The 21,292-nt window shown below is 40.0% G+C and carries 15 protein-coding genes and 1 pseudogene; 10 read left to right on the top strand and 6 right to left on the bottom strand.

Translation table 11 applies throughout. The annotated features are described in order from the left end of the window. Positions 1-251 precede the first annotated feature (251 nt). Positions 252-593 (top strand): annotated as a pseudogene (locus tag E0H87_RS03005) (HPP family protein); the annotation flags it as partial. Between the two features lie 78 nt (positions 594-671). Here the strand turns inward: E0H87_RS03005 and tcuB are convergent. From tcuB to E0H87_RS02970, 6 genes are all read right to left on the bottom strand, one after another. Next, positions 672-1,805, bottom strand: a complete 1,134-nt coding sequence (tcuB, locus tag E0H87_RS03000; protein ID WP_131322250.1) for a tricarballylate utilization 4Fe-4S protein TcuB — start codon at positions 1,803-1,805, stop codon at positions 672-674. Beyond that, positions 1,795-3,201: an FAD-dependent tricarballylate dehydrogenase TcuA gene (gene tcuA / locus E0H87_RS02995; protein WP_131322249.1), complete on the bottom strand. Its 1,407-nt coding sequence runs from the start codon at positions 3,199-3,201 to the stop codon at positions 1,795-1,797. Before tcuA ends, tcuB begins: the two co-directional genes overlap by 11 nt. Positions 3,202-3,304: 103 nt before the next feature. Then, positions 3,305-4,234, bottom strand: a complete 930-nt coding sequence (locus tag E0H87_RS02990) for a LysR family transcriptional regulator (RefSeq protein ID WP_131322248.1) — start codon at positions 4,232-4,234, stop codon at positions 3,305-3,307. Between the two features lie 131 nt (positions 4,235-4,365). After that, on the bottom strand, positions 4,366-5,160 hold the full coding sequence (locus E0H87_RS02985) for a substrate-binding domain-containing protein (RefSeq protein WP_205677736.1): 795 nt from the start codon (positions 5,158-5,160) through the stop codon (positions 4,366-4,368). Between the two features lie 89 nt (positions 5,161-5,249). Beyond that, positions 5,250-6,560 carry an MFS transporter gene (locus E0H87_RS02980; RefSeq protein ID WP_131322247.1) on the bottom strand — a complete coding sequence of 437 codons (1,311 nt, stop codon included), beginning with the start codon at positions 6,558-6,560 and terminating at the stop codon, positions 5,250-5,252. A gap of 278 nt (positions 6,561-6,838) precedes the next feature. Continuing rightward, positions 6,839-7,768 carry a LysR family transcriptional regulator gene (locus E0H87_RS02970; RefSeq protein ID WP_131322246.1) on the bottom strand — a complete coding sequence of 310 codons (930 nt, stop codon included), beginning with the start codon at positions 7,766-7,768 and terminating at the stop codon, positions 6,839-6,841. 933 nt (positions 7,769-8,701) lie between these two features. Between E0H87_RS02970 and E0H87_RS02965 the strand changes: the two genes are divergently transcribed. The 9 genes from E0H87_RS02965 to hutH all read left to right on the top strand — a co-directional run bounded on the left by E0H87_RS02965 (position 8,702) and on the right by hutH (position 21,143). Continuing rightward, entirely contained in the window at positions 8,702-9,637 is a 936-nt protein-coding gene (locus tag E0H87_RS02965; RefSeq protein ID WP_131322245.1) for a LysR family transcriptional regulator, read from the top strand. A 297-nt stretch (positions 9,638-9,934) separates the two neighbouring features. Further along, entirely contained in the window at positions 9,935-10,687 is a 753-nt protein-coding gene (locus tag E0H87_RS02960) for a TorF family putative porin (protein ID WP_131322244.1), read from the top strand. A 595-nt stretch (positions 10,688-11,282) separates the two neighbouring features. Further along, positions 11,283-12,542: a Zn-dependent hydrolase gene (locus E0H87_RS02955; RefSeq protein ID WP_131322243.1), complete on the top strand. Its 1,260-nt coding sequence runs from the start codon at positions 11,283-11,285 to the stop codon at positions 12,540-12,542. 78 nt (positions 12,543-12,620) lie between these two features. Then, positions 12,621-14,021, top strand: coding sequence for an aminotransferase (locus E0H87_RS02950; protein WP_131322242.1), 1,401 nt, complete (start codon positions 12,621-12,623; stop codon positions 14,019-14,021). 201 nt (positions 14,022-14,222) lie between these two features. Next, positions 14,223-15,638 (top strand): aldehyde dehydrogenase family protein, encoded by a 1,416-nt coding sequence (locus E0H87_RS02945; RefSeq protein ID WP_131322241.1) that lies wholly within the window; start codon positions 14,223-14,225, stop codon positions 15,636-15,638. Between the two features lie 115 nt (positions 15,639-15,753). Then, positions 15,754-17,100, top strand: coding sequence for an APC family permease (locus E0H87_RS02940; protein WP_131322240.1), 1,347 nt, complete (start codon positions 15,754-15,756; stop codon positions 17,098-17,100). Between the two features lie 73 nt (positions 17,101-17,173). Further along, positions 17,174-18,277, top strand: a complete 1,104-nt coding sequence (gene aguA, locus E0H87_RS02935; RefSeq protein ID WP_131322239.1) for an agmatine deiminase — start codon at positions 17,174-17,176, stop codon at positions 18,275-18,277. Between the two features lie 458 nt (positions 18,278-18,735). Beyond that, positions 18,736-19,317 carry a HutD family protein gene (locus tag E0H87_RS02930; RefSeq protein WP_131322238.1) on the top strand — a complete coding sequence of 194 codons (582 nt, stop codon included), beginning with the start codon at positions 18,736-18,738 and terminating at the stop codon, positions 19,315-19,317. Positions 19,318-19,613: 296 nt separating this feature from the next. Beyond that, entirely contained in the window at positions 19,614-21,143 is a 1,530-nt protein-coding gene (gene hutH / locus E0H87_RS02925; protein WP_131322237.1) for a histidine ammonia-lyase, read from the top strand. The last annotated feature ends 149 nt before the right edge of the window (positions 21,144-21,292 follow it).

Raw genomic sequence — 21,292 nt, 5'->3', positions numbered from 1 at the left:
ATCGCACAGGGAATAGAGTTTCTTAGAACTACACTTTGATAAATAGAGTCAATCTTCCGATTTGCTATGATTTTCCTATTCAATGCGATGCCAAGCCAAAAGCTACATAGGGACGAAATCAAACTTCTTTAGATCCAGCTATCCAGTGTTGTTTACTGGTGAAAGTTTTATTTTATTTAAGTTGACGAATGGTTATCGGTAATTTGCTTATTGCTCTTGCTAATCATGACTAAATTTTATGGTGGTGAAGATTAGCACAGCCGAGAAATATTATATTTGGGCATCTTATCTCGGCTTTTGTAGGTTTGTTTTTTCTAAAATTTGTCGGTGTTTCTATATTTACAATTGCTTTTTCAGTGGGCTGTGCCATTGCACTCATGCAAGTGTTTAAGTGTGTTCATCCACCTGCGGGTGCCAATCCTTTGGTTATTTTGCTTACCGCGAGCAGCATACATTACCAGTGGAGTTTCTTAATTTTTCCTGTTTTGGTCGGCGCAGTTTCTTTAGTTTTTGTTGCGATGCTGATTAATAATATTAAAGCGAGCACCAAGTGGCCTATGTATGGCTTGGGAATTTTAAATAGTAAAAAGTAGGGAAAGCATGAAGTGTTTTGAGCTGAAAAATAATAAAAGTATTCACTATGCCAAGATAGTGAATACTTTTAAATGAAATTATGACTTTTTAGAAATACGCTCTTCGATGGCAAATTTGAGTAAAGAAGCACTGCGGTAAAAACCATGTGCGAACTTTCCAAATGGCATGGTAATAAAGAACGTCATGACTGTGGCTAAATGGAAAATCAGTAAAAGTGCCATGTAAGGGGTATTACGAAATGCCATGAGTGCTAACCCTGAAGCGCTAACGATAAGTAGAAGGAAGATAAAGCCTCGATCTACAGGTTTTTGCTCACGGTCACCATGTAACGGATGGCGTTTAAGATTTAAATAGAGCAAGCCAGATGGCCCGACAACTAAGCCAAGTCCACCCAAAGTGCCCAGAATAACAGGTAAGCTAAAGATAGGGTAAGGCGCATGCAGGTCAAGAAAATAGTGGTATAAAGTCGCTACACCTGTGGCTGCAAAGCAGAGCATAAAGCCATAAAAAGTCATGTGATGGAACACGCGGCGGATTTGGGTATAACGGTCATCTTGCTCATTACAACCTTTGCCATGCCCCCCATCTAAATATTTAAGCGTTAAAACATTTTGAGAGGCTTGAATAAGGTCGGGTTTTTCAACTTTGCCGTGAATAACTTTAGACGTCTGTCTCCAAAATTTACTAATTCCAATGCCGAGTAAAACAATGGCAACTGTAAAGGTTGTTCCAAAAAGTAGAGCTAAAAAGTTATGAGGGAAAATCGCATAGAAATTACCTTGGTAGCCTGCAAATAGGTCGGTGCCTTTGTACCACACCACAGCTAACATACATAAAAAGAAAATAAGTGTTAATGCCGAGACAAAAGGAATCCCGACAGACTTATAAAGTCGGCCTAAAGGCTGAGGGGTCGCAAACTCTTGGTAAGTTTCTAAACGTACTTGCGCCATCGCTTTTGGAATGTTTACACCAAACTCATGTGGTGGGGCATATTGGCAAGCATGTAAACATGCACCACAGTTATGGCACAGGTTTGCGAGGTAATGAATATCGGCTTGATTAAACTCAAGGCGCTTAGTCATCGCCGCAAATACAGCACAAAAAGACTCACAGTAACGACAAGCATTACAAATTTGTAAGGCTCTTTGAACTTCTTGCTCATGATCAGAGAGCTGAACAACTGGAATTAGGGCTTTAGTACTAGCATTCATGTTCAACTCCTTGTGAAAGTGCATAGTGGGCTGCATTTTTTCCGGCAATGCGTCCAAAGGTCGTTCCAATCGACATGCCGACTCCTGCGGTATAACCCTGACCGAGTACGTTACCTGCCATCATTTCACCTGCGACAAACAGGTTGCGGCTGGCTTTATTGTTAAAACGCACAGCAGCATCGTCTTCGACTTTTAAACCTAAATAGGTAAAGGTAATACCGGGTTTAAGGGCATAGGCATAGAAGGGTGGGCGATCGAGAGGAACGGCCCAGTGGGTTTTGTTGGGAACAATATTTTTGGTGGTGCAGTCATCTAAAACCGTATGGTTAAAGGTGCCTTGCACGCAAGATTGGTTAAACTCTTCTACGGTGTGGCATAAGGTTTTTACATCTAGCCCGATTTTTTCTGCCAGTTCTTGAATGCTATTTGCTTTTAGACCCGCAAACACAGGTGGCATAAAGCGCCCGATGGCTTTTGAATCAATAATCGAATAGGCAATTTGCTGTGGTTGTTTGGCAACAAGACGGCCCCAAATCGCATAGCGTTTTGGCCAGAAGTCTTCGCCTTCATCGTAAAAACGTTCGGCTTTGTTATTGACCACAATACCCAATGAAACGCAGTCGATACGGGTGCAGATGCCGCCATCATATAAAGGTGCTCTTGCATCTACAGCGACGCAATGCGATTGCGATGGGTCGCCAATAATATCGGCGCCTTGATCTATCATAAATTTGAGTAAGTTGCCCTGATTGAAGCGGGTTCCGCGAATAATGAAATTATCGGCAGGCCATTCGCCGTTTTCATTTTGTCCCCATGCTTCTCTTAACCATTCCAGATTTGACTCAAAACCACCAGCGGCCAATACACAGCTTTTCGCTTTAAACACACGACCATCTTCAGCAATTGCAGCTTCAAAATGTCCTTGGTTTAACTTTAGATCTTTAATTTTTGTGTTGTATAAAATTTCGATACCAAGTTCTTGGGCACTTCGGTAGTACGCATTAATGAGGGCTTTACCGCCACCCATAAAAAACGCATTGGTACGTGCAACATGCAAAGCACCCGATAGTGGTGGCTGAAAATTCACACCATGTTTACGCATCCAGTCACGGCAGGTCGCCGTGCTACGAATAACGAGACGAGCTAAGTGTTCATTGGTTTTGCCAGCAGTGACTTTCAGTAAGTCTTGCCAATATTCTTCTTCAGGGTAGGCATCGACCAATACATCTTGAGGAGCATCATGCATGCAACGGAGGTTACGAGTGTGTTGTGAGTTACCACCACGCCATTCTTTAGGTGCTGCTTCTATGACAAGCACAGACGCGCCACTTTCTTTTGCTGTGAGCGCGGCACACAGTGCGGCATTCCCACCACCAATTACAATCACATCATGCATGGATTTCTCCCTTTCTCAGCTAGGGTTAATGTAGCTTTAAAAGGGAAGGTGAAGTGAGAGGCTAAGCTTGAATGGGTATTTAGTAAAAATAAACACTAAGTGCTTAAGTGTTTATGAGTTCCGCACCGGGCCAGCGTTTTTCATTAATCAAGTTGGTTACACAAGCACGAATCACCACTTTCGTGGCTAAAGTAGCAGGTGAAATTTCCTCTTCAGAAAGACTGATTAAATAGTTAATACGTTCAATTGCAGGTTCTACAACGCGAAGTAAACATAGGTCTTGCCGTGAGTTTAACGATGCACCCGCGGGTTGAATGGTTGCCATTTCCAGTTGGCTAATGCTTTCCATTAACAAATGCAGCCCATCAATTTCATAGGCCACTTTAAGTTGGTGAATTTTCTGTTCGAGCAACAAGCGCAGCCCATGTCGTTGGCTCGGTAAAATTAGTGGAAGTTCTTTAAGCTGTGAATGGGTAATCGTTTGAGTGTCTATACAGCTTTCAAGGTGGTACTGACTCAGCACTTCTTTAGGCGAGATTAAAAACATCTGTTCTTTGACTAAAGGCTGTATGGACCACTGTGGGTCGACATCGTCACTAAAGATGATGGCAACATCAAGCTGCCTTGCATTAACTAATGCCTTGAGGTCACCCGATAAACCTTCAATTAAACGGACTTTAATGTCGGGATAACGGTTTCTCATGAGTTTTAAAAAGTGCGTACCAATAACCGACGCGACACTCGGCGAAAAACCGACGGTGACATGACCACTTAAACGTGAAGAGTGTGCAGAATCTACGGCATGGTCTAAGTGCCTAAGCGCCAGTTGAACCTGTTGAAAAAAAGCTAAACCCGCAGGGGTAGGAACCGTACCCAAAGCAGTACGTTGTAAAAGGCGAATAGAAAGCTCACTTTCTAATTTTGAGATTTGCTGACTTAATGCAGAAGTTCCAATATCGAGATTTTTTGCAGCTTTACCCAAGCTTCCTGACTCGATCACCGCAATAAAATACTTTAATTGTTTGAGTTCCACGGCAAATACTACATTGTCCTTTATTAGTTATTCTACACTGGTTTATCGCTATACATTTTGTTCTATTGCGCTGAGTAAACCACCAACAGAGTAAAGGCAACATCACCTCAAGACGTTGCCTTTTAGAGCTTTTATTGTTTAACCTGCTCCAGACCCTGTTCTTCAATAATTTGTGTTGCTTGTGGTGACTTCACAAATTTGATGAGTTCTTTTGCGACTTTTTCATGTTCAGAGTTTTTACCAATGCCCGCTGCAAACACAGTGACTTTTTGATAAGGCGCAGGAATTGGACCGACTAAATCAACTTGACCATATTGGCCAGTAAAAGGTTTGATTTCACTAATTTGCTGGAAACCAATGTCAAACTGACCTTCAGCAATGCGCTTTGCAACACGGTCACCGACTACTTTTTCTGCTTTACCAGAAATCACTTTGTACTCGACAGGTGGGAAGCTTGGGAAAACATCTTTTTCAAGATGCGTACCACTTGCACTTGCTGAATAGCCAATATGCTTAGCATTTAATAAAACTTTTTCAAATTTTGCCGCAGAGCTAATATCTGGTTTTGGCGCACCTTTAGGCACAGCCATGCCAATACTTGAATTGACTAAAGCACTTTGTGAATTTGAGTCGACATAACCTTTTTCTGCAAGCTTGTTCAGTTCAGGAGCAGCCAACACCACCACATCAAAATGTTCACCACGATCGAGTCGATTTGGAATCGCAGTTGGCGACGCGCCCATTGATGAACCAGATGAAAGGTGAACCGTGTGACCAGTTTGTTTTTCAAATATCGGAATGAGTTTTTCCATAGATGAATAGAAACCGCCTGAGCTAATCACTTCGAGTGTATCTGCGTTAGCAAGCGTTGATCCTAAGCCTGCACCAGCTAGGCAAATGGTCATGAAGATAGGGGACTTTTTCATAGTATCTCGCTTTAATGATAGGAGAGCACAGTACGGCTGCAACATGCGCCGTACTGTTCATTAAAATTTCAGGTTAAGTCGTTGTTGTTTTAAGCGCTAACCTTCGCAGGTTCAGCAATTGGGTCAGCATTCTTCTGCTTAGAACCACGGCATAAATACAAGCTTGAGATGAGACTACATACCGCTGCTAACATCAGCCAGAATGCTGGTGTGCTTGCATTGCCTGTGTGTTCAACTAGATATGTACATGCAATTGGAGTCATGCCACCAAAAATAGCTGCTGCAAGGCTGAATGCTAAAGAGAAGCCAACTGTACGTACGCGTTTTGGCATTACTTCGGCAAGGGTTGCGACCATGGTGCCGTTGTACAAACCAAAGAAGAACGAGAAGTAAGCAAGCGTAATAATCAGATTGGTAAAGCTAATGTCACTCACCAACCAGCTTAAAACTGGATACGTTGTAAAGATGGCAAGGGTTGTAATGCCGACTAAAACTGGACGACGACCAATTTTGTCTGAAAGTAAGCCACCCATTGGTAACCAGAAGAAATTCGATAAACCCACAAATACAGTCGCTAAAAGGCTATCTGTTACCGACATTTCTAGAGTACGTTTTGCATACACCGTGGTGTAAACCGTAATGAAATAGAATGTGGTTGTGGTCATGGCACTCATCATCATGCCCGCAAGTACGATGCGCCAGTTGCTCGCAAGCGTGCTGAAAATTTCTTTGGTTGATGGATGAGTTTTTTGCGCTTTAAAGTCTTCAGTTTCCTCTAACGTACGACGGAACAAGAAGATTAAAGGAATAATCAAACAACCAATTAAGAATGGAATACGCCAGCCCCATTCACCCACTTGAGCAGTAGTTAAAATGGTGTTGAGCCAGTAGCCAAGTAATGCTGCAAATACAACCGCAATTTGTTGGCTGCCAGATTGCCAGCTTGTGATAAATCCACGGTTTTTATCTGTTGCAATTTCAGCGAGATAAATCGATACACCGCCAGATTCAACACCTGCCGAGAAGCCTTGTAATAGACGTCCAATCACCACCAAAATTGGCGCAAGAATACCTATCGTCTCATAACCCGGTACAAAGGTAATTAAGATGGTTCCGATTGCCATAAGGCTTAAAGTCACAATAAGACCTTTACGTCGACCAACTCTGTCGACATAAGCGCCCAAGAAAATAGCGCCGAGAGGACGCATAAGAAAGCCCGCAGCAAATACGGTAAATGTCATCATTAAAGAGACATATTCATTTTCAGAGTGGAAAAATTTTGCTGCGATATAAGTGGCATAGAAACCAAAAAGAAAAAAATCGTACTGTTCTAAAAAGTTGCCACTCGTTACATTTAATATTTTTTTAAAAGTAGCCCTACGGTTATTCACGACATCCATTGGAGACCTCCTTGGCCTGACAAAATGGAAACATTCACGATCTTCAATAGAGGGCTTTAAATTGACTCATTCAATAAACCTAAATAGCACATGGGTTAGAGATGAGATTTAAAGGTATCCTGCGTAGAAAATGTGATGCCTTGTTTCCAGTTCAAACTACACATCTATATTCCGATAAACAGAAATCTACTTATCATTCAGATGAAAATGTAATCGTAAACAGTAGGAGGGAGTGAGAGGGCAAAATTAATGAGGTCTTTAATAAAATTAATGACCCTTTATAAAATAATTTCAGAACACGGCCAGATTTGGTTTTGAATCAGTTCTTTCACACAGGCTTTAATTGCTGATTTTGCAGCGAGTGCAGCAGGTGATAATTCTTCTTCGGCAAGGCTGACCAAGTAATTGATTCGCTCAACCTCAGGGTCTATCAGTTTAAGTAGTTGAAGCTTATGTTTGTATTCTTGCAGACAGGCACTTCCGGGGCGAATGCTTGCAAGGTCAAGGTGAATCAAGCTGTCCATGAGTAAGTGCAGACCATCAATTTCATAGACAACATTAAGCTGCCCAATCTTATGTTCAAGCAATTTTCTTAAGCTATGACGCTGCCGTGGTAGGACTAAAGGAATGTCACCAATTTGTTGAGACTGAATAATTCCACTTTTGATGCAGTCGGCAAGACCGTATTTTTCAAGCACTTCTTTTCGTGCCATTAAATACATTTGCTCACGTACCAACGGTTGTATGGACCATTGCTTGTCAATTTCATTGGTAAAAATAATGGCGATATCAAGTTGACGTGAGTTGATTGACTGAATCAGGTTGCCCGAAAGTGTCTCGACAATTTCGAGGCGAATGTCTGGATAGCGTTCAGACATTAATTTCATTAAAGGGATGCCAATTAAAGCGGTAATGGTCGGTGGAAAACCCAGACTGACATGACCAGAAAGCCGTGCTGAATGCGCAGCATCTATTGCAAAGTTCACTTGACGCAAAATAAGTTGAGAGTGTTTTAAAAAGGCCAGACCCGCGGGTGTAGGTGTGACGCCAAAAGCATTACGCTGTAACAGGCGAATGCTTAATTCTTGTTCTAGCTTACTAATTTGTTGACTAATAGCCGAAGCACCAACATCGAGTTTTTGAGCCGCTTTACCAATGCTTCCTGCTTCAACGACTGTTAAGAAATACTTTATTTGCTTGATTTCCATGAAAATATATTCTTTTCTATCTAGAGGTTAGATTATTCAATAAAGCAATTTAATGAATATTGTGGATGTTATCAGTGTTGCCAGAAAAATGTTTAAATTAAGTTGGAAATTTTCAATATGATAAATATTTTTATAAGTTATTGAATATGGCCTTAGCCGCTAATGAAACAAACAACCGCAGAAAATGAATTTAATTTCATGCTGGTTCGATTTCAATGTACTTAGGATCACCAAAAATTTTAAAAACAAGCAAATCTGTCAATTTGATATCAGTATATTCACAAAATTCTACTATTTTCATCAATTTACACGAAACAAAAGTGTAGATATTTTTGTTATTTTCCCAACAATAATGATGAACTTCACACATACGGATGCTTGGATTGAACTTGTCAATCAAATCTTAATGGTTAAACGTAGATCCAGTGCTAACCAACTTGTGGAATGAAAATCAATTGGCACTCTTCGCCTACAATTAAATGGCTCTCGTATCTTTACCTAAAAAAGTTCAAATTAAGGGTATAGAGCAAACACCAAATGCTTCTTAAGGTCTGAAGGGGAGGACCCATCTCTTCAGATCTTGTTTCATTTTATTTACTTTTGATAATTCACAAGTAATAGATATGGAAAATGAAAACTTTATGTTTGAATTTAAATAAAGTTAAAGATGTTTAAATTAATGAAAAAATACTAAATAAAAATAGCTTTGAAGTTTGTTGTTATAAAATTTTATATACTCATTTTAAATGGGCTAAGTAACATTTTATTGATGAGGTTTTTTATCTAAAAATAATGCTATTTATTGGACTATAAATAAATAGAAAATTAATACATTAGGATTGAATGAATACCAAAAATAAGAACAGTGTCGCTTTCAATTTTGATATGATTAGAAGGAAGTCTATGAGATCACATAAAATGAGGTAAGTCAGCATGAGATCAAATGTATTGCTCGATAAATGTAATTGGTCTTTGCTTCGGATCTTCCGTGTGATTGTTCAAGAAGGAAGTTTGAATAAAGCGGCGATTAAATTATTTTTAACTCAGTCGGCGATCAGTCAAAGTTTAAAAAGATTAGAAGAGCAGATTGGAGACCCCTTAATTGTACGAACAGGAGGAAAGTTTTATTTAACCGCTACAGGTGAGATTGTATTTGAAGCAAGTATGATGATCTATAGTCAATTAATGGACTATGAAGAAAGATTAAATACTGAAAAAAATAGTTTGTCTGGAACAATTAAACTTTTAGTGCTGAGTCGTATTGAGTCCACACGTTATGATCAATTATTACATGATTTTCATGAGAAATATCCGTTAGTTGATTTTCAAGTTGATGTATTGAAAAGCAAAGAAATTCAACAATTATTATTACAAAAGATTCCAGCACTTGGAATTGGAATTAATCAAATCCAACACTCAAAACTTAATTATCAAACTTTGATTAATCAAAAATATGCCTTATTTTGTAGTGATAAACATGCGTTATATACAGAAAATATTGAGACAATAGATCAAATTAAAGGACATGGATTTATTTCTTTTCAAAGTGAACAATTAAATGATCCATTATCACCTTTAAGCGAAGTTCGTGAGAAAATTTTAAAGAATAATCGCTTGCTTGTGACTACCAATAATATGGATGAAGTCATTCGTTTTATTAAAAATGGCATTGGTATTGGTCTATTGCCAAAAAATATTATTGAAAAAAGCAGTAACTACCATTTATTTAAACAGCTTCCGCCTTTTCCTTATGTATCCATTATCCCAATTTCACTAGCATGGCATAAAGATCGGGAGTTATCTTTAGTAGAGCAATATTTTATTAATGATTTAAGAGGTGTTTTTAATGTGAATCATTCAAAAAAATGAATCAAGCAATTCATTTTTTTTCATTTGAAGGTATATACATATGGTTGTGCTCTGTAACACTATCTTATTATTCTCTTTATAGCGAAAAAAATGCTTTTTATCTTGTTTTATACTTCAGCGATCATCTTAGTCGCTGCATTTTATTTGAATGAATTATTCTAAGATATTGAAAAATATAATTAATTTGTGTTTTGAAATGGTTCCTGTTGAATTGTAGGAATTGGTTCTATGCTTTCGTAAAAAAAGAATGACAATAAAAAACCAAATAAAAATCATGGAATTGATGGAAGGTTAGTAATGAAAAATAAGCTAATGTGTAGTTTATTGGCAGTAATGGCAATTTCGAGTGTGCATGCAGAAACTGTCGAAGAATCAAATATCTTAAAAAGTTTTTCAACCAGTGGTACGGTCTCATTTTTAACAGATTATTATTCACGCGGTTATTCGCAAACGGAAGGTGATCCTGCGGTACAAGGTACTTTACGAATAGATCATGACTCAGGCTTATATGCGCAACTTTTTGCTTCGAACAGTGAGCTTGATATTGGTAGCAGCATAGAGCTGGATTATTATTTAGGATATGATTATTTGGTTAATGATCATCTTAAACTCAATATTCAATATGGTGATATTAATTATCCTGGTTCGGATAAATCTTTACCTGATACTGACTATGAAGAATATTCTGTTGCTGCAACAGGTATGGGCTTATTAACTGATGATGATGCGTTAAATTTCACCTTCTATTATTCTCCAGAGTATTTCTTCCAAACTGGTAAAATGCTTCGTTATGAAACCAGTTATACCTATCCAATTGCTAAAAGCTGGAATGCTTACGCCCAAGTCGGTTATAACAAGTTTTCAAGTCATGAAGCCTATGATGTTCTTTGGGCAACAGATCAGAAAGACGCATATTATGATTATAAAGTAGGCGGAAATTATAACTATAACGACTTTATTTTTGATTTGTATTATGTCGATTCAAATATCAATAAAGAATTAAAGTATGCCAATGATTCAGTGATTTTTAGTATCACTAAAGTATTCTAAATCTAGTCATACTTAAATTTAGCGTATTAAGGTACATAAGGGTTATTCTGGAAAATTAGAATAATTCTTTGTATTTTACCAATATTTTTTTTGGTTGGTTGCCGAGTTTTTGAAGGCATCACTAAAGTCGTGCTTATTTGAGTTGTTGGGTTGTTACTCGTTATTTGTATTTTCAGACAATATTCAATTTGTTTATTTTTACATCGGATTGTTGATTGTTAATTCAGCATCTTCAGTGTGGTGAAGGTGCTGTATTCGGTGCAATTAAAATAATTTTGGATTAAAAAAATAAGCAAAATTGGTTGTGTACCTCTATAGATTGCAATTTTATTTTTGATGAACTTGATCAATATCAATGTGCTAGTCATTTTTGAACGGTGCGTCTGAGTTTTATATTTTGGTTCATATGGCAATCTATTTAATATAGTTCTGACCAGTAAAGTTGAATGAAATAGTAGGGTATAAGTTTTACTAATATTTCGCTTAAAAATATATCACTTGTTGCTGCTCGGTTTTTTTTCTAGAGTGAATTTATGAAATTTGGTGTTCTGAAAAAGACACAAAAAAGTATTTTATAAAATGGATGTTTCTAGTAATGAAAGCGAATGCGGAACGTTTGTGGCAAATGCTGATGGAAATGGCAAAAATTGGCGCAACGGATAAAGGCGGAAATACACGTTTAGCATTATCAGATGAAGATGTTGCTGGACGCTCTTTACTGATTGATTGGGCAAAAAAAATCAATCTTTCAATTGATTATGATGAAATTGGAAATTTAATTTTAAGACGAGCAGGTCATTCTGATACAGCTTTACCGATCGTGATGGGTAGCCATTTAGATACACAGCCAAAAGGTGGTCGTTTTGATGGTATCTACGGTGTACTGTCTGGTATGGAAGTTTTGCAACGTTTGGCTGAAGAGGGAATTACGACTTACCATCCTTTAGAGGTTGTGGTTTGGACCAATGAGGAAGGCGCGCGTTTTACCCCAGCGATGATGGGCTCTGCGGTATTTACTGGTTTATTACCGAAGCAAAAAGTATATGAAAGTACGGATAAGCAAGGTGTTTCAGTTTACTCGGAATTGGTGCGTACAGCTCAGTTAGGTCAAACCCCTTTAGCTCGTCCATTCAAAGCGTATTACGAAGCGCATATTGAACAAGGACCTGTTTTAGAACAGAACCAAATCGCCATTGGTGTAGTGACGGGTGGGCAAGCAATTTTGTGGCTGGATATAGAAACCAAAGGTAAAGCAGCCCATGCAGGCACCACACCAATGTATATGCGTAAAGATACCATGGTGGGTACAGCGGCAATGATCGCGGAGTTAGAGCGTAATATTCGTAAACGCTTTCCAGAAGGATTAGTGACCTTTGGTGAAATGCAAGTTGCGAATTCTTCACGCAATACTATTCCAGGTCAAATTCAATGGACCATCGATTTACGTAATCCAAACGATGCCGTATTGAAAGAAATGGAAGAAGAAACACGCAGAATTTTACAGACCCTTGCGGAACATCATGACTTAGAGATTAGCATTGCTCAGCATTGGTTAAGTCCAGCAACTTATTTCGATACGGAATGTGTCGAAACGGTACAAAAAGCTGTGGATAAGCTAGGTTATTCGAACCAGACCATTGTCAGTGGCGCAGGACACGATGCGATTAATATTGCAAAACACTGCCCAACCACCATGATTTTTATTCCGTGTATTGATGGTTTAAGCCATAACGAAGCTGAAGATGTTTATGCACTGGATGCAGCGCAGGGTGCAGATGTCTTGCTCAATGCCATCTTAAATTATGACGCTATGCAAGCAAATACAGTGCAACCGCATTGTGCAGAAGCTGTCTAAATACATGATTCAATAAATACCCAGTTAAAACGCAGCCCTCAGGATTGATCTGCTGCGAAATGTTAGGAAGGACAAAGTATGAACTCTAAATTACCTGTAGAAGTTGATATTCAAGATATTTGGCAAAAAGACAAAGACCATGTGATTCATCCATGGACAGATTTCACCACATTTAAAGAAGAAGGTTCTTTAATTATGGCAAAAGGTGAAAATGTCTTTGTTTATGATGCACATGGCAACAAATACCTAGATGGTATTGGTGGTTTGTGGTGTGTGAATGTGGGCTATGGTCGTCAAGAAATTGCCGATGCAGTATCTGCACAAATTATGGAGTTGCCGTACTTCTCACCATTTGGTCATCAAACCACTGCGCCAGCAGCAAAATTGGCAGCGAAGTTGGCTGAACATGCACCAGAAAGTTTAAATCATGTGTTTTTTGGTTGTGGTGGTTCAGTTGCAAACGACACCGCAGTGCGTTTAATTCACCATTATTTCCATCAAATTGGTCAGCCTTCAAAGAAAAAACTGATTGCACGTAAAGATGCTTATCATGGCAGTACTTACATCAGTATGAGCTTAACAGGCATTGAAGCAGACCATATTGGTTTTGAAATTCACAACCAACTGGTCCATCACGTTTCATGTCCAAACCCGTACCGCAAGCCTGAATCTCAGTCGATGGAAGATTTCTGTAATGAAAAAGTGCAGGAATTAGAAGATACCATTTTAGAACTAGGCCCAGACAATGTTGCGGCATTCTTTGCAGAGCCAATTATGGGCGCAGGTGGGGTAATTGTGCCGCCAGAAGGCTACCATGTGAAAACGTTGGCTGTTTGTAAGAAATACAACGTGCTGTATGTGTCGGACGAAGTGGTAACAGCATTTGGTCGTTTAGGTCATATGTTTGCTTCAGAAGCAGTATTCGGGATCGTGCCAGACATCATTACCTGTGCTAAAGGTTTGTCTTCAGGTTATTTACCTTTGGGTGCAACCATTATTTCTGATGAAATTTATGAAGCCATTAGTAAACCGCATCACAAGGGTGGCTTATTGACACATGGCTTTACCTATTCAGGTCATCCTGTGAGCTGTGTGGCTGCATTAAAAAATATCGAGATTATTGAGCGCGAAAACATTTGCGAACATGTACAAGATGTCGGTGTTTATTTTGAAGAGCAGCTCAAAACCTTAGCTGATTTGGAAATTGTGGGTCAGGTGCGCGGCAAGAAATTCATGATGTGTATTGAAAACTTGCGCAACAAAGAAAGCAAAGAGTTATTTGATGGTTCAGTGGGTGTGGGTAAGCGTATTGCCAATCACTGCCAGAAATTAGGTCTGATTGTACGCCCAGTGGGTCATATGAATGTTCTTTCTCCACCGTTAATTTTAACACGTGACCAAGTTGATTTTGTCGTTAGAACCTTACGTCATGCAATTCAAAACACGATTGCAGAGTTAAAAGCTGAAGGTCATTTATAAGTTTTATTCTCATCCAACCTTCTGGCAACCTGATCCATTTGGGTCGGTTGCTCAGTAGTTGTTTGCTTAAACAATGGTTTTGGGCAAACAACAAGATAAAAAGTCAAGAAAGACGAACTGTAATAATGGTCCTGCTGTGGTGTACACACAAGAGACAGATTAAGCCTCAAATGATGGACACAGACAAAGGCGAGTAAAAAGATGAAAAATTATATCAATGGACAATGGGCTGCAACGACAGGCAGCACCGAGATTGTGGTGATCAATCCACGCAGTGAGCAAGCACTTGCACACTTTGTGACAGCCTCAATCCATGATGTGGATGCTGCGGTTGAAGCAGCAAATCATGCTTTAGCAAGCTGGAGTAATACTAGCGCAGCGGAGCGTGCGGTATGGTTAAATAAAATTGCCGATGTACTTGAACAAGCAAAAGAAAAATTGGTTGAACTGTCACATAGCAACAATGGCAAATCACTGAGCCAAGCCAAAGCCGATGTCGAGAACAGTATTAAATGCTATCGCTACTATGCCGATTTAGTACAGAAATTTGCCTTTAGCAAAACTAGCCAAACCGATCATGGCACTGAACTCACCCATCAGCAAAATCCAGTGGGTGTGGTGGCGCTCATTACTCCGTGGAATTTCCCTTTAATTACCAGTGCATGGAAAATTGCACCTGCTTTGGCAGCGGGTTGTACTTTGGTCTTTAAACCTTCGGAATTGGTGCCATTACCAGAACTCGAATTTATTAAATTGCTGAATCAAATTAATTTTCCGCAAGGCGTTTTTAATTTAGTCCTTGGTGATGCGATTGCAGCCGAACATTTGGTCCGTCATCCAGAGGTACAAAAAGTTTCTTTCACCGGCAGTACCGAAATTGGTATTCAAGTGATGCAAGCTGCGGCAACTTCAGTCAAACGTGTCACCCTTGAATTGGGCGGTAAGTCTGCATTTTTAGTGTTAGAAGATGCCGACATTGATGATGCTGTGGAAAAAGCTGTTGGCGGTATGTTCTATAACTCAGGACAAATGTGCTCTGCCATGTCGCGTGTATTGGTGCATGAATCGATAGCTGCACAGTTTTACCAAAAGCTTAAACAAGCGACAGAAGCCATTTTGTTGGGACAAGAAGCTGAAGGTCAGTTCAGCATGGGTCCAATGACCACGCAAAAACAATTCAATAAAGTGAATGAATATTTAACACTTGCAGAACAAGAACAACTGCAAGCCTTGGTTGATGCGGAAAATATTCAATGTCCAGCGCAGGGGTTTTATATCCGTCCGCAAATTTTTATTGATGTACCAACCCACAGCCGTTTGTGGAAAGAAGAAATCTTTGGTCCAGTCATGTGCTGTCGTACCTTTAGTAGTGAAGATGAAGCTGTTCAAGTCGCGAATGACTCAGAATTTGGTTTGGCAGCCACCATCATGACAGGCTCGGTCGATCACGGTAAAACCCTTGCCAAGCGACTTCGTGCTGGACACATCTGGATTAACTCTTTCCAAATGATTCACCCAAGTTCGTTATGGGGCGGCTTCAAAAAGAGCGGCACTGGGCGTGAGCTTGGTGAGTCTGGAATGCAAAGTTATTTAGAAGAAAATGTAATTACGATTTAGATGTGGTTTTAAGGATTATTGAGAAGGAAAAGGATGCTCTTCTCAGTATATATGCAGTAAGTTGGAACAAATATTGCATTAAATCAGATACTTGCATTGCTACAGGAGTAAAAGCATGGAAGGTGAGAATAAACACAGGAGTCTATCCCTTTGGCAAGTGGTTGTCATAGGGGTCGCCTATATGGCACCAGCTACGGTCTTTGATACTTTTGGGATTATTTCAAGAGTCACCAATGGTCAAGTGCCTTTAGCCTATTTGTTGGCATTGGTTGCCATGTTGTTAACCGCATTGAGTTATGCACGTTTTAGTCGATTATCGCCCAAAGAGGGCTCAGCTTATACCTATACCACTGAAACCTGCGGTAAAACCATGGGTTTCTTTGTCGGTTGGTGTTCCTTATTGGACTATATGCTGCTACCACTGATCAATGCCTTACTTGCTGGATTTTATTTAAATTCCATTTTCCCCGATGTTTCTTATACCACTTGGGTACTCATCATGGTGGGATTGGTTACCTTGATTAATAGCTTCCGCATTAATATTCTGGCGAATTTCAGCTTTGTATTTGTAGTTGCTACTTTAATTATGATGCTGGTCTTTATCTATCTGGTAGTAACAGGTATAGGAGACTCACAAGGTTATAGCCAGGTGATGACATTGAAGCCAATGTTCAATGGTGATCCAGAACTGACCACGCTGGTCGCTGGTGTGTCTTTAGTGTGCTTTTCCTATCTAGGATTTGATGCTGTATCGACTTTGGCAAATGAAACCAAAAATCCAACCAAGACCATTCCAAAAGCGATTATTTGGACCACTCTATTGGGCGGTGCAATTTTTATCACAGTATCTTGGTTCGTGACATTACAGTTTCCAACTTTGGCGCAATTCAAAAATCCTGATGAAGCCTTACCAGAAATTGCCTTGATTGTCGGTGGCGCAGCATTTCAGACGCAATTGTTAACTGTACAAATTATGAATGCCTTTGCCTCTGGTTTAGCAACTCATGCGAGTGCTTCACGCTTAATTCATATTATGGGGCGTGATGGCATCTTCAATAAGCGCGTATTTGGATCGGTCAGTACAAAACTGGGTACACCACTTTATTCCATCTTTTTTGTAGGCTTAATTTCATTACTGGCAATTTATGTAGACCTCGCTACGGTGGTGAATTATGTCAGCTTTGGTGCCTTAATTGCCTTTACCATGGTGAATTTCTCAGTTTTCATGAAATTCTTTGTGATTAGAAAAGAACGTACTGGGTTTAAAAACCTGTTTATGAACCTATTTTTACCTTTGGCATCGGTGCTTTCTTTACTGGGTTTATGGATTAACTTGGAAAAATCAGCACTCGAATTTGGCGGAATTTGGTTATGCGTAGGAATTGTACTGGTGTTGTACAAGAAAATTAAAAGGCAGCCTATCTCATTGGGATCTCCTGTAGAGGAAGTTTCAAACAGTTAAGTCAGTGTGAGTGAACCACTTTAATTCACTAAATCAAAAAATTGAACATGTAAAAATTCAAGAGAGTGTAAAAATGGAACTTGTGGTAGAAAAGCAAAAAACAGTAAAAACCCCAAAGCAACAGGGTTTTAGTATGCCAGGCGAATGGACAGCGCAAGAAGCCGTGTGGATGATTTGGCCATACCGTACAGACAACTGGCGCAACAATGCGCAACCTGCACAACAAGCTTTTGCTCAGGTTGCCGCTGCTATTTCGAAAAAGACCCCTGTATTTATGGCAGTTCCAGTTTCAGAAATGGAAAAGGCACGTCAAACCATGCCAGCAGAAGTGACTTTGTATGAAATGGAAAGTGACGATGCTTGGACGCGTGATACAGGCCCAACCATTGTGAAAAATGCACAAGGTGAACGTTTGGGAATTGATTGGGTATTTAATGCTTGGGGCGGAGAAAATGGTGGCTTATATTTCCCATGGGACCAAGATCAACTCATTCCAAAACACATTACTGCCATGCATGAGCTAGAAACTTTCGCAACGCCATTGGTGCTTGAAGGGGGTTCAATTCATGTGGATGGTGAAGGCACATTATTAACCACAGCAGAATGCTTGCTGAATCCAAACCGTAACCCAGATTTAACACAGGATGAAATTGAAGAAATTCTGCAAGAATGTTTAGGGGTCACAAATTTTATCTGGTTACCTGAGGGGGTATTTAACGATGAAACGGATGGTCATGTAGATAACATGTGCTGTTTTGTTCGCCCAGGTGAAGTGGCATTGCACTGGACCGACGATGAAACTGATCCGCAATATCCACGCTCTGTCGCAGCACTCAAGGTGTTGGAAAATAGTCTGGATGCTCAAGGGCGTAAATTAAAAGTGTGGAAATTGCCAGCACCAGGGCCACTTTTTGCGCGTGAAAATGAAATTAACGATGTCGAAAAAGGCAATGCAATTGAGCGTGTTGAAGGCAATCGTTTGGCGGGTTCTTATGTGAATTACTTAATTAGTAACCAGCATATTATTTTCCCATTATTTGATGAAAGTACAGATGAGCAAGCTAAAGCATTGTTCCAGCAAATGTATCCTGATTACCTAATTACAGGTGTGCCTGCACGTGAAATTCTGTTGGGTGGTGGCAATATTCACTGTATTACTCAACAAATTCCAGCTTAATGTTGAACCCCAAATGAATCAGAGAAAAGCCATGTATCTACATGGCTTTTCTTTTTTACCAACAACAAAGATCTTAGAGCATTGAGTGAGACAACGGCGGTCTAATCAGAATATATTTTAATGTATAGTCCTGTATATACAAATATATGGGCAATACGTTAAGATGAATTTGATGATTTGCTACGAGCTTAGCAAATGCACAGATTCGAGCATGATTTAAACCAAGCTTTTAGTCAAATTGCCTCGAAGACGTATTTAATGTCGAGAGTATAAATCACTGAAGATGAGCATATTGTCGCGACTATTCAAGCGTTAGCTCAAGCATGTAACGGGTTAAAAATTAAAAAATCAGCCTGTTTATGGATTTGCCATCGTACAAGGGTAAACCAACAGCTTATTTCAAGTGTACGACTGATTGACCCAGACAGCCGTGATTATTTAGAAGGTAAATTTACGCTATGATTGAGTTACTTACAGCGAAGCACTATAAAAAAATGCCTTGGAAAAATGGCGCAGGCTATACCTTAGAACTGGCACGTAGTGCAGGAGAGGATTTGACCGAGTTTGATTGGCGCATTTCAATGGCAGATGTCACGACTTCAGGGACTTTTTCTCAGTTTATGGGAATGCAACGTTTTTTGACGGTATTAGAGGGAACGGGTATTGCATTAAATATTGATGGAGCAACCCACACTTTACAGACGTTGCAGTCGATCCAATTTAGTGGGGATCGTCTGGTCAGTTGTAATCTATTGGCGGGGCCAATCCGTGATTTTAATTTAATTTATTCACCACAGCATTATACTGCTCGCTACCAATGGATAGAAGATTCATCAGCTCTTGAGTTTTTCTCTTCAGCAGATGTCGTCTTTATTTTTAATCAAAGCATTTTGGCACTAGAGCTGTCTGTGGATGGTCAACCATTTAAGCTTGAGCAACACCAGAGCATCTATCTACATTCCAATCCCAATGAGAAACATCTTATTTTTTCTGCATCCGCTGTACGGCAGTGCTGCGTGATTGAATTAAGTAAAATTTAATGGAATCAAATGGACATTCAGCCAAAGACCAGACTTTTTTGATTCAAGTATCTGAGGATAAATAGTTAATCTTGCGCTTTTAAAAAAATCCCCAAAATCAGCTTTTCAACGAAGCTGCTTTATGTAATAAAGAAATGTATATACAAGCTAATACATTGATATACAGATTGGGTTGATGCTATCTTCCTGAATCTGATAATGATGATGCAATAACAAATAGATAGAAGTAAATGCAATGCTGTTTTATGGATAAACATGCATTGAGATTGAACAATATCGTGAAGCAAAGGACAAAGATGGAACTCTTACTTCAACCTGGTCAACTTACACTTGCAGACCTTCGCCAAGCCTACCTCAACCCGATTCAAGTTAAATTAGATGAAAGTGCTGCCCCAGCCATTAATGCAAGCGTGGCTTGTGTAGAACAGATTGTAAATGAAGGGCGCACCGCTTACGGCATTAACACAGGTTTTGGCCTATTGGCATCGACTAAAATTGAACGAGAAGATTTAGAACAATTACAGCGTTCGTTAGTTCTTTCGCATGCCGCAGGTGTGGGTGAGCCACTGGACGATGCCATGGTTCGCTTAATTATGCTATTGAAAGCCAATAGCTTGGCACGTGGCTTTTCAGGGATTCGCCGTAAAGTCATTGATGCGTTGTTGGCTTTAATTAATGCTGAAGTTTATCCACACATTCCTTTAAAAGGTTCAGTAGGTGCTTCAGGTGACTTGGCACCACTGGCGCATATGTCATTAATCTTATTGGGTGAAAGCAAAGCACGCTATAAAGGTGAATGGTTACCGGCAGTTGAAGCACTCAAAATTGCAGGCTTAGAACCCATTTCATTAGCAGCAAAAGAAGGTTTAGCCCTTTTAAATGGTACACAAGTTTCGACCGCTTACGCTTTACGCGGCTTATTTGAAGCGGAAGACTTATTTGCGGCTGCAACAGTTTGTGGTGGCTTAAGTGTTGAAGCAATGCTGGGTTCACGCTCACCGTTCGATGCCCGAGTTCACGAAGTGCGTGGCCAACGTGGTCAAATTGATGTAGCGGCGGCGTATCGCGACCTCTTAACAGAATCAAGTGAAATTGCCCATTCACACGAAGGCTGTAGCAAAGTACAAGATCCGTACTCTTTACGTTGCCAACCACAGGTGATGGGTGCCTGTTTAACCCAAATCCGTCAGGCGGCAGAAGTTTTAGAAATTGAAGCCAATGCCGTATCGGATAACCCACTGGTTTTTGCAGAACAAGGTGACGTGATTTCAGGTGGTAACTTCCATGCAGAACCTGTAGCCATGGCGGCAGATAATCTAGCATTGGCAATTGCAGAAATTGGTTCACTGTCAGAACGTCGTATTTCGATGATGATGGACCGTCATATGTCACAGCTTCCACCGTTTTTGGTGGCCAATGGTGGGGTTAACTCAGGCTTTATGATTGCTCAAGTGACTGCAGCAGCTTTAGCCAGTGATAACAAAGCACTTGCACATCCTGCGAGTGTTGATAGTTTGCCAACTTCAGCGAACCAAGAAGACCATGTATCAATGGCGCCGAATGCAGGAAAACGACTGTGGTACATGGCTGATAACGTTCGTGGCATTCTAGCTGTCGAATGGTTAGGCGCTTGTCAGGGATTAGACTTCCGAGAAGGCTTAAAAAGCTCGCCTAAATTGGAACAAGCCCGTAAAATCTTGCGCGACCAAGTTCCTTACTACAGTGAAGACCGTTTCTTTGCCCCTGATATTGAGCAGGCAAGTGAATTACTGGCAAGCGGTTGTTTAAATGAATTGCTGCTTTCTCGTTTATTGCCAAGTTTATAAATAGCAGGGAATCAGGTGAAAGGCTGCTCTGATCACGACCGAGATGGGGTGAAAGAGTCTACATTAAAATTTCATGACAGCATGTATGACGTGTCGTAAGGAACTCGATTTATCGCTCATCTCAAAAGGATGGGCGATAAACATTTTTA

The sequence above is a fragment of the Acinetobacter sp. ANC 4178 genome, from assembly GCF_004331175.1.
Taxonomy (GTDB): domain Bacteria; phylum Pseudomonadota; class Gammaproteobacteria; order Pseudomonadales; family Moraxellaceae; genus Acinetobacter.
The sequence above is the reverse complement of the archived record's forward strand: the minus strand, read 5'-3'. Positions and strand labels throughout refer to the sequence as shown.